The organism is Aestuarium sp., from assembly GCF_023253315.1.
In the GTDB taxonomy this organism is placed as follows: domain Bacteria; phylum Pseudomonadota; class Alphaproteobacteria; order Rhodobacterales; family Rhodobacteraceae; genus Marivivens; species Marivivens donghaensis.
The window spans coordinates 68,060-83,640 of sequence record NZ_JALRGW010000002.1 but is presented as its reverse complement, the minus strand read 5'-3'; the positions used below and the strand labels follow the sequence as shown (position 1 = coordinate 83,640).

Below are 15,581 nucleotides of genomic sequence, written 5' to 3'. Positions count from 1 at the left end.
CATTTTTCGCAACTTTCTTTCAATTTGTCGCGGGTGGGGTCGAATCGATAAGGGACCGCTTGGGGCGTGAACTGGTTAACGGGCCGTTAAATCGCAGGGCTTTGGGCGAGATTGTTTCTCAGTTCAGGCCAATCCGAGTTATTCACATGATTTGTGAGGGCGGCAGAGCCACCGCGTTAGGAATTTCTTTACGATTGTGTCGAAAATGAGGCATGGTCCCTATGGTTGTTTAATCGTGGGGGATTTTAGAATGACTTTGATTAATGATCTGATTGCTGCACGTCAGGCCGTTACCGCAGTTGGTGTGACCTATTTGGTCCCCGCGGTTGATATTGGAAACGCGGCAGGGACGAGCGTTTTTATCTGGGAAGAACCGTCACTTGCTACCGATGGGGCGACCGATTTGTTCGTTGCGCTGGTCGATGCCGATGACAACGTCATCCCGCAAGGCACCCAAGAGATCGTCGGTATTGGGCCGACCCAGACGGGCGATACGCTCTATGTCTATTCCGACACGGGCGTTGTGACGCTCGAATATGAATCAACCGATGGTCTGGTGAAATTGGAGCTGACCGTCGATGGCGAAGACCTAACGGATATCGCCGTCACCCCGATTGACGACTTTAGCGTCAACGTCGATGCGGACCTCGCGGTTTTCGATGGCACCGAAGATGGCGAAACGATCAACGGCAGCGCGGTTGCCGATCAGATCAACGGGTATGGCGGTAATGACGACCTGCGCGGCTTTAATGGCGACGATGTGATCGACGCGGGCGCGGGGGCTGACACTGTGCGCGGTGGCACGGGCGATGATTTCGTCTCGGGCGGTGTGGGCAACGATATTATCTATGGCCAAGGCGGCAATGACGAACTGAACGGCAACAACGGTCAAGATTCGATCTACGGCGGCTTCGGTGACGATAAGGTCTTTGGCGGCGAAGGCGGCGACCTGCTGAAGGGCGGCGCTGGCAACGATATCATGCGCGGCGGTGCTGGGGCGGATAACGTCTCGGGCGGGGCTGGCAATGATACGATCAACGGCAACCTTGGTGATGACGCGCTCTATGGTGGTCGCGGCGACGATACGGTCAGCGGCGGCACGGGCGACGACAGCATTTGGGGTGCCATGGGCAATGACGTGCTCTACGGTGATGCTGGTGATGACGTGGTGCTCGGTAATTCGGGCGACGATTTGATCTACGGTGGCGACGGTGACGACAAACTGCACGGCGGTGCGGATGATGACACCATCAACGGCGGCAATGGCAGCGATGTTGTGACGGGCGGCGCAGGCAATGATGTGATTGACACTTCGGGCAATCTGGCGACCGAGGTCGTGGTTGCCGATATCGCCCTTGGTACTGTGAGCGGCACGCCAGACATGGCCTATGAAGGTGTGTTCACCGCAGACACCGATCCAACAGACGATATGGATACGGTCTGGGGCGGCAACGGCGCTGACACGATCATCACGGGCGATGACGCGGACCAAGTTTGGGGCGGTAAGGGCGACGACAGCATTGACGGCGGCTTTGACAACGACACGCTCTACGGCAACTTTGGCAAGGACATGATCATCGGGGGTGAAGGCGCCGACTATATCAACGGCGGCTCTGGTGACGACGTGATCTATGGCGGCCAAGGCCCTGATGAGGTGCAAATCCTCGAGATCGCTGATGCAGGTGAAACACCTGATCTGGCCCCCGATAACGATGACGATGACATCTATGGCGGTGGCGGCAACGATACCATCTACGGCGGCGATGACAGCGATACGATCCACGGCGGGGTCGGTGACGACTTTATCCAAGGTGGCATCGACGACGACGCGCTGTTTGGTGATGCGGGCAATGACATCTTTGACTTTGCGGATGGTGACGGGTCGGACGTGATCGGCGACTTTACCATCGGTGAGGATAAGGTGCAGATCCTTGGCGGCTCATTCGGCGACCTTATGCTGTCCCAAGACGAAAGCGCCGCGATCATTGAATATGGCGACCTGATGATCCGTATGGAAAACATGAACGCAGATGACCTTTCAGCCTCTGACTTCTTGTTCGGGGATATCCTAGAGCCGATTGCGGTCGGATAATCTAGGCGACAGTCAAACTAAAAGAGCGGTGCGTGATCAGCGCACCGTTTTGCTATCGGGCAGTTGAATACGTGACACCTGTTCCGCAATCGGATCGATCGAGAGCGGATGGGTCGTTGCCTCGTAATCGTCGGGATTGCCGATGTCCTGCCATGCGCCCTGATAAAAAATCTCGAGCGCGGAATAGTTCGATTTATAACCCATCTTAGGGCTGCCGGGCACCCAATAGCCCAAGTAGACATAAGGAAGACCCATTTCGCGGGCGATTTCGATATGATCAAGCACGAGATAGGTGCCGAGCGATTGACGCTCTAGCTCTGGGTCAAAGAAGGAATAAACCATGCTCAGCCCGTCATCGAGGATGTCGGTCAGGCAGACGGCGCGCAGGGCGCGATCGTCGTCCGTGACATCGGTATATTCGATGAGCCGCGTGCGGATTGGCGTTTCCTCAACCATGGCTGCAAATTCAAAGAGGTCCATGTCCGCCATGCCGCCCGTGGCGTGACGACTGTCGAGGTAGGTGCGGAACAGATCGAACTGTTCTTCGGTTGCCCAAGGGCTGGTCGCACGGCGGGCGAGGGACCTATTGCGTTTGATCACGCGGCGCTGGCTTTTGGATGGTGCAAAATCCGCAACCCTGATGCGGGCGGACATGCAGGCCGAACAGTCGGAGCAAGATGGGCGGTAGAGCACGTTTTGCGACCGACGAAAGCCCTGTTTGGACAGTGCATCGTTGAGCTTTGTCGCGCCGTCGCCCTGAAGTGCAGTGAACAGCTTCCGCTCCATCCGTCCGTCGAGATACGGACAGGGCTGCGGGGCCGTCACATAAAACTGGGGCGCTATCGGGAGCGTGTGGCGCATTAATACTCGGATCGCAAAGAATTTGCGCGAGGTTAGCAACCTCGCGCTGTTTGTCCAAGTCTCTACGACGACTAAAGCATTCTGTTTATAGCGGCAGTGCCTAGAATGTGATCTGTCAGACCTTGGTTCCGTTCAGAGAGGAGCATCATCAGCACCGAAACGAGCTGCAGTGGGAAGACTGCGATCGAGACGGTATAGCCAACGGTGTGCCAAAACGCGGTGCGACTGTCCAAGCGGTGGCCGTCGCTGTCACGCAATTCGACGCCCATCATCCGCATCCCCCACGTGGCGCCCGCGCCCGACAGGGTTGACCAGCGATAGATGAACCCCACCACAAACAAAAACACAGGGAAAAAGAACAGGGCGGTGAAAGCCGTAAAGGGTATCAGAACGATTGCCGTGCCGAGGATCAGTGCCGTGTCGATCACCCACGCAATCGCGCGCTTGGCGGTGACACCGTCGTAGAAATCGGCGCGCATCTGAGGATCAGGAAGGCCGTAGGTCATTGTATCGCTTTCATGGTCAGAGGGTGGGTGGCCGAGGGGAGCGGCCACCCGAGGGTAATTGGATTAGACGGTTTCGTCTTCTTCTTTGGGCGCACGAGCGGCACGCGCACGGTCATCCATGAATTGATCAAATTCCGATTTGTCTTTGGCTTCGCGCAGACGCTCAAGGAAGGCCTCAAAGTCCTGCTGTTCCTCTTCAAGGCGGCGCAGCGTTTCGTTTTTGTAAGCGTCGAACGCGGAGTTGCCAGAGGTGCGGTAGGCCGCGTGCGAACCAAAGGGAGAGTGTGCCTTGCGGCGGTTAGAACATTTTCCACTGAACATGCGTTTGCTCCAGATCATATATGCAAGAAGGGCGAGGCCGACCGGCCAGAAAAAGATAAAGCCAAGGACCATAGCAGCTATCCAAGCGCCTTTGCCGCGTTCGTCGAGCCAAGTTTCGGCCCGCGAGAACCAGCCACCTTTCGGTGCGGTCGGGTGAGGGGTCGTAAAGGTATCAGACATTGAAGGGCTCCGTTTCGGGGGTGATGTTAATCCGTTTCACATCACCGATATCGGAATGCCCAACCCCACCTTCAAGGGTCTATGTTAAAGATTTTCACATTTATTTCCGGTTGTGCGATTAAGGGATTGATCCCGTTCAGAAATTATTTCGTGAAATCGGCAGAATTTGCGCCTGTGATCCGCAAAAGATCGGCAGGGGCGATGGGAAAGATATGGCGCGGGGTGCCCGCTGCGGCCCAAATTTCGGTGAATTCCGACAGGCGCGGATCGAAAAACGCACGGATCGGGTTTAGGTGGCCGACAGGGGACACACCGCCAATGGCAAAGCCTGTCTGCGCCCGCACGAGGTTTGCATCGGCACGCCCCAAAGGTTCGCCTGCAAGTGCGGTGGCCTTATCCGCGCAGACTTGGTTCCCTCCTGCGGTCAGGAACAAGATCGCCTCGCCCGAGGTTTCACCCTGAAAGATGATCGATTTGGCAATCTGGTCGATGGTGCAGCCAGCGGCCTCTGCGGCTTGGGCGGCGGTGCGGGCTTCGCCCAATTCGACGGGCGTGATGTTGAGACCCGCGTCATGGAGCGCTTTGGTCACACGTTTCAGGCTCTTGCTCATCACTTTCTCCGCTTTGCCTCTGATCAAGGCAGTTGAATGGGGAATTGACGAAAATTCAATGGCCTATGACAGTGTGCCCATGACCTTCGAATCCCGACTGACCCGCACCCCCCGTCCATTTGATCCTGATCGTGCAGAGGACGCTATCGGCTATTTGCCCGACACCCCAGCGGGGCTGGTGCCCTTGGTCAAAGGGGCAGGCGGGTGCAGCCCCTATTTGCTCGACCTGATGAAGAAAGAAGCGGCGTGGATCGTGCCTGCCTTTGACGACCCCGAGGCGGCGTTTAAGGGTGTCTTGACCGAGGTCGCAGCACTTTCGGTTGATCAACTGTCTTCTGGCCTGAGGCAAGCGAAACGGCGCGTGGCTCTGCTGACGGGTTTGGCTGATTTGGGTGGGGTATGGCCGCTGGAAACGGTCACCCAAGCGCTTTCTGATTTCGCGGATGCCTCTGTCGATGTGTGTCTAAAGACCCTCGTAGCGCATGAGATTGGGCGCGGGAAAATCCCTGGCCTAACTAATGAGGCCGCTGAAACGGCGGGCGGTATGGTTGCTTTGGCGATGGGCAAGGGCGGCGCGGGAGAGTTGAACTATTCCTCTGACATCGACCTGATTATGCTCTTTGACGAAGAGCGTTTCGATGACAGCAATTACCATGACGCGCGGGCGGCCTTTATCCGTGTGACGCGCAAGATGACCACGCTTTTGTCGGATAACACCGCTGAAGGTTACGTGTTCCGCACCGACCTGCGTTTACGTCCCGATGCCAGCGTCACGCCCGTCTGTATCCCGATGATCGCGGCTGAGCATTATTATGAGTCCGTCGGTCGGACGTGGGAACGTGCCGCTTACATTAAGGCGCGTCCAGCCGCAGGCGATCTTGAAGGCGGGGCGAAGTTTCTTGAAACCCTGCGCCCGTTTGTCTGGCGCAAGCACCTCGATTTTGCGGCAATTCAGGATGCCCATGACATGCGGCTGAAAATCCGTGACCATAAGGGGCTACATGGGGCGCTGAACCTTGATGGGCATAACATCAAACTCGGTCGTGGCGGGATCAGAGAGATCGAGTTCTTCACCCAGACTCGCCAATTGATTGCGGGTGGACGTGATCCGAAGTTGCGGGTGCGCGAAACACGGCGCGGGCTGGAACGGCTTGCGGCAGCGGGGTGGGTGCCTGAGCAAGACGCTGTAACGCTCTATGATCATTATCGTTTCCATCGTGAGGTCGAACACCGCGTTCAGATGATCAACGACCAGCAGACCCATGCTTTGCCAAATTCGGCAGAAGGTTGGGCGCGGCTCGCGGCCTTTATGGATCGCGACGTTGCAGACTTGCGGGCCGAACTGACCCAACGGTGCGAAGAGGTGCACACCCTGACCGAAGGGTTCTTTGCCCCGGGTCAGGCGGCAAATCCCGAGGACGATTTTGGCGCAGAGATGGAAGCCCAGTGGCGCGGCTACCCTGCGTTCCGGTCAGAACGCGCGGTCGATATTTTTAAACGTCTGAAGCCAGAGATTTTCGGTCGCTTGAAAGAGGCGGCAAAGCCCGATGAGGCGCTGTTGCAATTCGACGGGTTCTTGCGCGGATTGCCTGCGGGCGTTCAGCTGTTTTCGCTCTTTGATGCGAACCCGTCGCTGACCCAATTGATCGTGGACATTTGTTCGACGGCGCCTGCGCTGGCGCAATATCTGTCGCGGAACTCTGACGTGTTCGACATGGTGATCGGCGGGTCGTTCTTTGCCCCTTGGCCGGGAGTAGAAGAACTGTCGCGGTTGCTCGCCCGTGCAATGTCCGAGGCACCCGATTATGAGGCGCAGCTGAATATGGCGCGGCGGTTCATGAAGGAATGGCACTTCCGCGTTGGCGTGCATCATCTGCGCGGCTTGATTGATGCCCAAGAAAGCGGGCGCCAATACGCCGAACTGGCTGAGGCCGTGATCGCGGGGCTTTGGCCGCTGGTCGTCGCAGAGTTCAGCGCGAAACATGGCACTCCTCCGGGGCGGGGGGCTGTGGTCCTTGGCATGGGATCGCTCGGGGCTGCGCGGCTCAATGCGGGATCAGACCTCGACCTGATTATGATCTACGATGATCAGGGCGTTGAGATGTCCGACGGGCGGCGCCCTCTTGCGACGCGCCCCTATTACGCCCGCCTGACCCAAGCGCTCTTGACCGCTGTGACTGCACCGATGACAGACGGGCGGCTCTACGAGGTCGACATGCGGCTTCGCCCATCAGGGCGGCAGGGGCCTGTCGCGACGTCGATCACCTCGTTCGACAATTATCAGCGGACAGAGGCGTGGACATGGGAACACCTCGCGCTGACGCGGGCGCGACCTGTTGCGGGGAACATGGAACTGGGCGCAGAGGTCGAGGCACTCCGCCTCGCGGTGCTCAACGAAAAATCGACGGGCCAGACGGTATTGACCGATGTGGCCGATATGCGCCGTCGCATCGCCGAGGCCAAAGCGCCTCAGGGTGATTGGGATGCAAAAATTGGGGCGGGACGGTTGCAGGATGTGGAACTTTGCGCCCAAACAGCGGCCTTGCGAGCGGGGAGTGCAGCACGCACCGTGACCGAACAGATCGCGGCTGGTGTCGCCTCTGGATGGCTGGATGCCGCGGATGAAGCGGCCCTAACACGTTCTGCCGCGCTATTTTGGCAACTGCAGGCAGCGGCTCGACTTCTCACGGGGGGTGTTTTACATCCCGAAGACCTTGGCGAAGGCGGTCGGCGCTTTATCTTGCGGGAGACCGGATGTGCGGACACCGACAGCTTACTTCAGACGATGGAGGCAGCCGCGGCAGAGGCGGATGCGGTTATCACCCGTTTGTTGGATTAGATGGACCATGTCAAAAGACAAACTCGACCCTGTAGGCGTTATTCGCGAGTCCTATAACATCGACGGCATTGGTGCCGACGATTGCCGGACGATTTTCCTTGGCTGGGTTCTCAAGGTGCCTGTCGAAGAGGACACCGATGATTTCGTGCGTCAGCTGCTAGAGCGGCACGCGGACGAGCCAGCAGATCACCCGATGACGGTGACGCTCAAGGCGGCTCTGGAAAAAACAGACCGCCCGGCGCGGCGCGGCGGACGGTCTGCTCGGGTTATCACCCAATAGGGATTAACGGGCGAGCGCGGCGGCCTCTTTGGCCAATGCCTCGATCCCAGCCCAATCGCCAGCTTTGACGAGGTTCGCAGGTGCGACCCACGATCCACCGCAGCACAGCACGTTGGATAGCGACAGGTAGTCGTTGACGTTCTTCATGCTGATGCCACCAGTGGGGCAGAATTTGACCTGCGGGATCGGTGCGCCAATCGCCTTGAGCGCAGGGGCGCCGCCGTTTGCCTCGGCTGGGAAGAACTTCATTACGGTATAGCCGCGCGCATAGAGCTTCATCACATCCGACGGGGTTGCGGTCCCTGGGAGGAGCGGCAGGTCGTTAGCCTCGCACGCGTCCAGCAGTTCGTCGGTCACACCCGGCGACACGCCAAAGGTCGCGCCCGCAGCCTTGGCCGCTTCGACGTCTTTCGCGGTGAGGAGGGTGCCCGCACCAACAACGCCACCCTGAACGGTTGCCATCTCGCGGATGACATCAAGGGCAGAAGGCGTGCGCAGTGTCACTTCGAGCGCAGGCAGACCACCCGCGACGAGGGCGCGAGCGAGATCCGCAGCGGTACTTGCGTCGTCCACGACGAGAACGGGAACAACGGGGGCCAGTTCGCAGATTTTGCGGGCTTCGATGGATGCAGCTTCAGGGGTCATATGTTTAATCCTGTTGAATGAATGGGCGCGGTCAGAGGACGACCGCAGCACCGTCAGAAGCGAGGCCGACATTGCGGCGGAAAACGTCAAAGAGTTCGCGGCCAACGCCGTTGCCATTTGCCGAAAGGTCAGGCGTAGCGGCAGTGCGAGTGGACAGGTCCACGCCGATCACCTCGAGCGTGCCAGCCTTTGCGTCGAGGCGAACAATGTCACCGTCTTGCAGATAGGCGAGCGGACCACCGTTCGCGGCCTCAGGCGAAACGTGGATCGCGGCAGGCACTTTGCCCGACGCGCCCGACATACGGCCATCGGTCACCAGTGCCATTTTATACCCACGGTCTTGCAGAACCGAGAGGGTCGGCGTCAGCGAGTGCAATTCAGGCATCCCGTTCGAGGACGGCCCTTGGAAGCGAACCACAACCACCGTGTCCCCCGTGAACTCGCCGTTCTGAAAGGCTTTTTTCACGTCGGCCTGTTCGTGGAACACGCGGCAAGGGGCTTCGATGATTTGGCGGTCCTCGGCGACGGCAGAAACTTTGATCACCCCACGGCCAAGATTGCCTGTGAGTTGCTGCAACCCACCATGCGCGTTAAACGGCTCTGCCACAGGGCGGAGGATTTTGTCGTTCAGCGTCTCCTTGGGGCCTTCAGCATATTGCACGCGACCGTCTGCCAATTTCGGTTCTTGGGTATAGCGCTCAAGTCCCTTGCCCGCGATCGTGGTCACGTCGTCATGCAACAGACCAGCGTTCAGCAGCTCGGAGATCATGAACTGAAGACCGCCCGTCGCGTGGAAGTGGTTCACGTCAGCGAGGCCGTTTGGATAGACCTTTGCCAAGAGCGGAACCGCTTCGGACAGTTGAGCGAAATCTTCGAGGTCGAGGATGATCCCCGCCGCACGGGCCATCGCAGGCAGGTGCAGAACGAGGTTCGTTGACCCACCCGTTGCCATCAGACCCACGATACCGTTCACAAAGGCGCGTTCATCCAGCACGTCACAGGCGGGCGTAAATTCGTTGCCCAGCGATGTAATCTGCGCCGCACGTTCAACGCCCGCAACAGTGAGTGCATCACGCAATGGCGTGTTCGGGTTCACGAAAGACGAACCGGGGAGGTGGAGGCCCATGAACTCCATCAACATTTGGTTGGTGTTCGCGGTGCCGTAGAAGGTGCAGGTGCCCGGACCGTGGTAAGAGGCCATTTCAGCCTCCATCAGTTTGTCACGGCCCACTTCACCTGTTGCGAATTTCTGGCGGACCTTGGCCTTTTCGTCGTTCGGCAGGCCAGAGGTCATCGGTCCAGCGGGGATGAACACCGCAGGGAGATAGCCAAAAGTCGCCGCAGCCATCACGAGGCCGGGCACGATTTTATCGCAGACGCCAAGGTAAAGCGCGGCATCAAAGGTGTTGTGCGATAGGCCAACGCCAGCAGCCAGCGCGATCACGTCGCGGGAAAAGAGCGACAACTCCATTCCCGTTTGGCCTTGGGTCACGCCATCGCACATCGCAGGCACACCGCCCGCGACCTGCGCCGTCGCGCCGACCTTGCGGGCGATATCGCGGATCATGGCGGGGTAGGTTTCATACGGCTGATGCGCCGAGAGCATATCGTTGTAAGCAGTAATAATGCCGAGGTTCGGGGCGCGGTCGTCAACGAGCGCTGCCTTGTCTTCACCCATCGCAGCATAGGCGTGAGCTTGGTTTCCGCAGGCGAGGTGGGCACGGCGCGGCCCTTGGGCAGCAGCGGCTGACATGTGGTCCAGATAGGTGCTGCGCGTGTTTTCACTGCGCGCGCGGATACGGTCGGTTACCTCGACTAGCGTCCGGTGAAGGGACATTGGATTCTCCTGCGGTCTCTCTCTCGACGGGCCGTTTAGCACAATATGTTAACGCTAACAACTATCATGACAACAGAAAACCCATCGGTGCCGTGAAAGCGAAGTTTCACGAAATCAGACCACTCCCGCCACAGTTGTGCCGCTATTCGAATGGATAGTTAATCAAACCTTAATGGTAGAAGAGTGGCCGAATGGCTGCCGAAGGGACTGAAGATGCGACTTTTGAAAACAGTATTGGCAACTGCACTGGTGTTCTTTGTTGCTGGGTGTGTGAGTGACAATGGTGTAACCCGAAATGCAACGCTAGAGGCGCCGTTGCCGTCTGTGGGTGAGCAGGCTTTGCCGAGCTACACCGTGCGGAACGTTCAGATCATTGTGCCCGAGACACTTTCCGTCTCTGAGGCAAATTCGATTAAGCCTGTAGCCGACATCGTGTGGCGTGGGGATATTGGCGGCACGCGTCACGAACAACTCCGCGTTCTTTTCGAAGAGGCCGCTCGAGATGGTGCGGAACGTCTGCGTGGTCAGGTGCCTGTTGTTGCTGAAATGACGCTGACGCGGTTCCATGGCCTGACCCAGCGTACCCGTTATTCTTATCAGGGCGACTACGACATCAACTTTGTCCTTGTAGTGCGCAATGCCAATACAGGTGACGTGATCGAAGGTCCGCGCAATGTGCGCCTCGTCCTAGATAGCCCGCACCCTGATGATGTGCTGGCGATGGATGCCCGCGGCTATTCCGAGCGGATGTTCGTTAAGGACTACCTTGTTGGCGCGCTTGCACAGGTTCTGACGCACTAACAGCCTTTCCGAGGCAAACGAAACAGAGTAGGAGGGCGGCATGAATATGCCGTCCTCTTTGCCTATTGTGCGCCTCATGCCCAAAGCTGACGCCAGAGCGATCCGCTTTGGCTTCCCGTGGGTTTACTCTAACGACCTCGTCACCGACCGCCGCACCAAGGCGATCGAGGCGGGCGCTATTGCCGAATTGCAGGATGCCGAACGGCAACCGCTCGGCCTTGTGGCGTTTAATCCAGACTCGCGCATTATCGCGCGGATGCTTGATCGTGATACATCGGCGGTGATTGATCAGGCTTGGATTGCGGCGCGCCTGAAAAAGGCGCTCGACCATCGCGAACGTGTTTTTGCGGAACCGTTCTATCGTTTGGTTCATGCTGAGGCTGACGGGTTCCCTGGCGTTGTGATCGACTGTTTCGGTGATACTGTTGTGATGCAGCCGAACGCAGCTTGGGCTGATCGTTTGGTGCCTGAGTTTACAGCGGCTCTCCAAGAGGTCGTTGGCATTAAGACCGTGATCATGAACGGCTCTGGTCGTGCACGCGGCCTCGAAGGTCTGCCTGAGGAAATGAAGGTCGTTGCGGGTGACGCCCCAACAGCGCCGATCCCCGTGCCGATGAACGGTGCGATCTATATGGCAGACGTTATGGGCGGCCAGAAAACGGGCCTGTTCTATGACCAACGCCCGAACCATGCGTTCAATGCTGGTCTTTGCAAGGGCGCTAAAGTGCTCGACGTGTTTTCGCACGTCGGTGGGTTCTCGCTCGCTGCACTTGCTGGCGGCGCAGAGAGTGCGCTGGCGATTGATGGATCAGCTGCGGCGCTATCGCTCGCCGAACAAGGCGCAGAGGCGATGGGTGTGTCGTCGAAATTCGCAACCCGCAAGGGCGATGCGTTTGACGTGCTAGCGGCCTTGGCCGAAGAAGGCGAAACCTTTGACGTGGTCGTCTGTGATCCACCTGCCTTTGCCCCGTCGAAACAGTCGCTTGAGGCTGGCTTGCGGGCTTATGAACGTGTGGCGCGTCTCGCTGCGCCTCTCGTGCGTGAGGGCGGATACCTTGCGCTCTGTTCCTGTTCGCACGCAGCGGACTTGTCGAAATTCCGCAATGCCTCGGCACGTGGGATCGGTCGGGCAGGGCGCTCTGCGCAGATCATCCACACAGGCTATGCAGGTGCCGATCACCCGATGATGCCGCAACTCGCAGAGAGCGGATATCTGAAATCCGTCTTTTTCCGCCTGTGAGAGTTCTGATCGACGCCTGCGTTCTGTTTCCCACGGTCATGCGGGAAGTGGTGCTGGGCGTCGCGGCGCAGGGGCTGTTTGAACCCCGCTGGTCGGATCGCATCCTCGAAGAATGGGCACGCGCAACGCCCAAGCTCGGCGAAGGGGCAGAGGCCATTGCGCGGGGCGAGATCGCGCTGTTGTCCGCACGGTTCCCACGGGCGATTGTCCCTGTCGCGCCCCATGTCGAACAACGGCTGTGGCTCTCGGACGAGAATGACATTCATGTGCTGGCCTCTGCGATTGCGGGGTCGTGTGATGCGATCTTGACGATCAACGCCAAAGATTTCCCGAAACATGTATTGGCCGAAGAGGGGTTGTCGCGTTTGGACCCTGACGGGTTCCTTTATTCCCTCTGGCTCGATCATCCCGCACAAGTCCAAGCGGCAGCAGATGCCGTTCTGGCAGAGGCGCGGCGATTGTCAGCAGAGGATTGGACCATGCGGTCCTTGATGAAAAAAGCGCGGTTGCCCCGTTTGGGGAAAGCGCTGGATTAGGCCCACTTTGCCGTGTTGTCGCGGATGGCGGCAATGCGTTCTTCAGCCTTTGGATGGCTCAATAGCCATGCAGGGATTTGGTTCGCGTGGCCACCAGAGAGCCGTTCGAGTTTCTGAAACAGGCTGATCTGTGGGTCGGCCCCGATCCCCGCCTTGAGCAAGAGCGCGGTCGCATAGGCGTCGGCCTCGTATTCATCACGGCGGGACAGTTTCGCGGCTAAGAGCGACAGGAGCGTATTGACGAGCCACGGCCCGATCACGGGAATAAACCGACCGAGGATCCCCATCAGCAGCATCCGCAGTGCGTTCTGTCCACTGAAATCTATCATCCTGCGGCGCGAATGGCCCAAGGCCACGTGACCCATTTCATGGGCGATCACACTGGCGATCTCTTCGCCCGTGACCTCACCTGTGCGGAACTTTTGCAGGAACCCACGGGTGATGAAAATCCGTCCGTCAGGGGCGGCCAGACCGTTGATCTGGGGGATTTCGTAGACAAAGACCCGCACCCTTGGAATATCGAGAGCCTTGGCCAACCTATCGGTTACAGGTTTCAGCGCAGGATCGGCGAGCTCCGTCGATTTCGCATCCAGCTCGCGCCGCAGACGCCACGACGAGAAATGCCACATAGCGAGGGCATAGAGGATCGGGAGGACGAAAATCAGATAGCGCATGGTGTAAATATGGGAGCCTCACGCGCCGCGACAAGCCTAACCATGTCGATGATGATCGCGCCAGCGTTTCCACAGCCAATGGCCAATGCCTAACGTGAGGACGAGCGCGACCAGAAGGCCCGAGAGGTCAGAGGCAACTTCTGCCGCATAGATGATCTGATCCGCGAACAAGAGGCCGAGGGTGATGTAGATGAAAACCCAAACAGCCTCGCCTGCGGCGCCCCAGATGGTGAACCGCAGACGGTTCATCCCCACGATCCCGCCCGCGACATTGGCATATGGCCCCAGCGGGCTGAGCGCCCAACGGCTAAGGAAAATCGCTATGCCGCCATGTTTGTGGGTGAGATCTTGGGCCTGTTGAAACAGCTTCGCGCGTTTCGGGTGGCTGGTGATCTTATGGCGGATGTGGCGGCCACCATGTTTGCCGATGATATAGCCCGTCTGATCACCCACCATCGCGCCACCAAAGGCCGCAGAGGAGACCGCGAGGTAGCTCAGATCACCCGCGCCGACAAACGCGCCACCCGCCATCATCGCAAGAGAGGCTGGGATCGGTAGGGCGAGGCACGACAGGAAGGTTACAATGAACAAGATCCACGCACCATAAACCGCGACTTGCCCCAAAACCCATTCGGTCACCGCGCGTTCTCCGCCAAAAAGGCCTGAACTTCGGCGATGATTTGGGCCACGGGGACACCGCGCATCTCCGCTATATCTTCGAGCGTTGGTCGGCCTTCGGGTTTTTCGGTAATCCCGATGGCGGTGGCAAGGTCGCGGCTATCCACATGCCAACTGTGCGCTATGAAACCAGGTGTCATCCATTCCGCAGGATCAACGCGTCGATGGGCGGGATCATTCCAAAACAGCATGTCGAGCACGAATTTGACGAGGAAAAACCCCAGCAAAACGACAGCCAGCGCAAAGCCCACAATGGCAATGCGGTGTTTGGTAAAGAAACGGTTTAGCCTGCTCATCCCAGCGCCTTCATGCCGCGTTCGATCCCTTCGAGCGTCATTGGCACCATGCGGTCAGCACCAAATATGTCGCGGATCATTCCGATGGACTGAGTATATCCCCAAAGCCGTTCCGGAACAGGGTTGATCCACAGGTGATTGGGCCACTGATTCCGCGCCCGTTCGAGCCAAACCTGTCCTGCCTCTTCGTTCCAATGTTCATTGGCCCCGCCGCGATAGGCGATTTCATAGGGGGACATCGAGGCGTCACCGACAAAGATGCATTTGTAGTCGGGACCATAGGTGTGCAGAACGTCCCATGTCGGCGTTTGCGCATTCCAACGGCGGGCATTGTCGCGCCAAACGCCTTCGTAGAGACAGTTATGGAAATAGAAATGTTCGAGGTGTTTGAACTCGCTCCGTGCGGCGCTGAAGAGTTCTTCGACCACCTTGATATGCGGGTCCATTGAGCCGCCGATGTCAAAGAACAGCAGCACCTTCACCGCGTTGCGTCGTTCGGGACGGGTCTGCACGTCGAGATAGCCGTGCTCTGCCGTGGCGCGGATCGTACCATCAAGGTCCAATTCATCCGCCGCCCCATCACGCGCCCATTTGCGCAGACGTTTCAGAGCAACCTTAATGTTGCGGGTGCCAAGTTCGACGCTATCGTCGAGGTTCTTGAATTCTCTTTTGTCCCAGACTTTTACGGCGCGTTGGTGGCGTGATTTGTCCTGACCAATACGGACGCCTTCGGGGTTGTAGCCATAGGCTCCAAAGGGCGACGTGCCCGCTGTGCCGACCCACTTCGATCCACCCTGATGGCGGCCTTTTTGTTCTTCGAGCCGCTGTTTCAGCGTCTCCATCAGCTTTTCAAACCCACCGAGCGATTGGATTTCGGCTTTTTCCTCTTCGCTCAGCGTCTTTTCCGCGAGCTTGCGGAGCCACTCTTCGGGAAGGTCCATCGCCTCGACCATATCGTCGAAACTGATGCTCTCTAGCCCTTCAAAACTGGCTGCAAAAGCGCGGTCGAATTTGTCGAGGTGGCGTTCGTCTTTTACCAGCGCAGCTCGGGCGAGGTAGTAAAACGCATCCACGTCATATGTGGCGATCCCTGCGGCAAGCCCGTCGAGGAACGACAGAAACTCCCGCAACGAGACCGGCACGCCGCCTTTCCGAAGGGTTTCGAAAAACGGCAGAAACATCGA

At 58.4% G+C, this 15,581-nt stretch carries 16 protein-coding genes; 6 read left to right on the top strand and 10 right to left on the bottom strand.

The window, feature by feature from the left end:
- Window positions 1-250: 250 nt before the first annotated feature.
- Window positions 251-2,092, top strand: a complete 1,842-nt coding sequence (locus AC1QQ2_RS02060) for a calcium-binding protein (protein ID WP_479711888.1) — start codon at window positions 251-253, stop codon at window positions 2,090-2,092.
- Window positions 2,093-2,128: 36 nt separating this feature from the next.
- Here AC1QQ2_RS02060 and AC1QQ2_RS02055 read toward each other — a convergent pair whose 3' ends face one another.
- The 4 genes from AC1QQ2_RS02055 to AC1QQ2_RS02040 form a co-directional block, all read right to left on the bottom strand.
- Window positions 2,129-2,953: an arginyltransferase gene (locus tag AC1QQ2_RS02055; protein ID WP_479711887.1), complete on the bottom strand. Its 825-nt coding sequence runs from the start codon at window positions 2,951-2,953 to the stop codon at window positions 2,129-2,131.
- 71 nt (window positions 2,954-3,024) lie between these two features.
- Window positions 3,025-3,459, bottom strand: a complete 435-nt coding sequence (locus AC1QQ2_RS02050; protein WP_105235287.1) for an RDD family protein — start codon at window positions 3,457-3,459, stop codon at window positions 3,025-3,027.
- 63 nt (window positions 3,460-3,522) lie between these two features.
- Window positions 3,523-3,960 carry a DUF2852 domain-containing protein gene (locus tag AC1QQ2_RS02045; RefSeq protein ID WP_479711886.1) on the bottom strand — a complete coding sequence of 146 codons (438 nt, stop codon included), beginning with the start codon at window positions 3,958-3,960 and terminating at the stop codon, window positions 3,523-3,525.
- A gap of 143 nt (window positions 3,961-4,103) precedes the next feature.
- Window positions 4,104-4,571, bottom strand: coding sequence for a YbaK/EbsC family protein (locus AC1QQ2_RS02040; protein ID WP_479711885.1), 468 nt, complete (start codon window positions 4,569-4,571; stop codon window positions 4,104-4,106).
- A 79-nt stretch (window positions 4,572-4,650) separates the two neighbouring features.
- On the opposite strand from AC1QQ2_RS02040, the gene AC1QQ2_RS02035 reads away from it, so the two are divergent.
- Together AC1QQ2_RS02035 and AC1QQ2_RS02030 are read left to right on the top strand one after the other, a co-directional pair.
- Window positions 4,651-7,410 (top strand): [protein-PII] uridylyltransferase family protein, encoded by a 2,760-nt coding sequence (locus AC1QQ2_RS02035; protein WP_479711884.1) that lies wholly within the window; start codon window positions 4,651-4,653, stop codon window positions 7,408-7,410.
- A 7-nt stretch (window positions 7,411-7,417) separates the two neighbouring features.
- Window positions 7,418-7,690, top strand: coding sequence for a hypothetical protein (locus tag AC1QQ2_RS02030; protein WP_067548875.1), 273 nt, complete (start codon window positions 7,418-7,420; stop codon window positions 7,688-7,690).
- 3 nt (window positions 7,691-7,693) lie between these two features.
- On the opposite strand, the gene eda is transcribed toward AC1QQ2_RS02030, so the two are convergent.
- Entirely contained in the window at window positions 7,694-8,335 is a 642-nt protein-coding gene (gene eda, locus AC1QQ2_RS02025) for a bifunctional 4-hydroxy-2-oxoglutarate aldolase/2-dehydro-3-deoxy-phosphogluconate aldolase (RefSeq protein WP_479712002.1), read from the bottom strand.
- A 31-nt stretch (window positions 8,336-8,366) separates the two neighbouring features.
- The gene (gene edd / locus AC1QQ2_RS02020) at window positions 8,367-10,172 is read right to left on the bottom strand and encodes a phosphogluconate dehydratase (RefSeq protein WP_479711883.1); all 1,806 of its coding nucleotides are present in this window, start codon (window positions 10,170-10,172) and stop codon (window positions 8,367-8,369) included.
- Between the two features lie 213 nt (window positions 10,173-10,385).
- On the opposite strand from edd, the gene AC1QQ2_RS02015 reads away from it, so the two are divergent.
- From AC1QQ2_RS02015 to AC1QQ2_RS02005, 3 genes are read left to right on the top strand one after another with little or no spacing between them, the layout of a single operon-like run.
- Entirely contained in the window at window positions 10,386-10,973 is a 588-nt protein-coding gene (locus AC1QQ2_RS02015; RefSeq protein WP_438986636.1) for a DUF6778 family protein, read from the top strand.
- A 40-nt stretch (window positions 10,974-11,013) separates the two neighbouring features.
- Window positions 11,014-12,213 (top strand): RSP_2647 family RNA methyltransferase, encoded by a 1,200-nt coding sequence (locus AC1QQ2_RS02010; protein ID WP_479711882.1) that lies wholly within the window; start codon window positions 11,014-11,016, stop codon window positions 12,211-12,213.
- The gene (locus AC1QQ2_RS02005; protein ID WP_479711881.1) at window positions 12,210-12,749 is read left to right on the top strand and encodes an RSP_2648 family PIN domain-containing protein; all 540 of its coding nucleotides are present in this window, start codon (window positions 12,210-12,212) and stop codon (window positions 12,747-12,749) included. Before AC1QQ2_RS02010 ends, AC1QQ2_RS02005 begins: the two co-directional genes overlap by 4 nt.
- Here AC1QQ2_RS02005 and AC1QQ2_RS02000 read toward each other — a convergent pair.
- The 4 genes from AC1QQ2_RS02000 to AC1QQ2_RS01985 are packed head-to-tail and all read right to left on the bottom strand — an operon-like array spanning window position 12,746 to window position 15,578.
- A complete protein-coding gene (locus AC1QQ2_RS02000) occupies window positions 12,746-13,423 on the bottom strand; it encodes a M48 family metallopeptidase (protein ID WP_479711880.1) in 678 nt (225 codons plus the stop codon). The two genes, AC1QQ2_RS02005 and AC1QQ2_RS02000, sit on opposite strands and share 4 nt — an antisense overlap.
- Window positions 13,424-13,459: 36 nt before the next feature.
- Window positions 13,460-14,062, bottom strand: a complete 603-nt coding sequence (locus AC1QQ2_RS01995; RefSeq protein WP_479711879.1) for a DedA family protein — start codon at window positions 14,060-14,062, stop codon at window positions 13,460-13,462.
- Window positions 14,059-14,397, bottom strand: a complete 339-nt coding sequence (locus tag AC1QQ2_RS01990; protein ID WP_479711878.1) for a hypothetical protein — start codon at window positions 14,395-14,397, stop codon at window positions 14,059-14,061. The genes AC1QQ2_RS01995 and AC1QQ2_RS01990 overlap by 4 nt, the downstream gene beginning before the upstream one ends.
- Complete coding sequence (locus AC1QQ2_RS01985; RefSeq protein WP_479711877.1) at window positions 14,394-15,578, bottom strand: vWA domain-containing protein; 1,185 nt, start codon at window positions 15,576-15,578, stop codon at window positions 14,394-14,396. The genes AC1QQ2_RS01990 and AC1QQ2_RS01985 overlap by 4 nt, the downstream gene beginning before the upstream one ends.
- Between the last annotated feature and the right edge of the window lie 3 nt (window positions 15,579-15,581).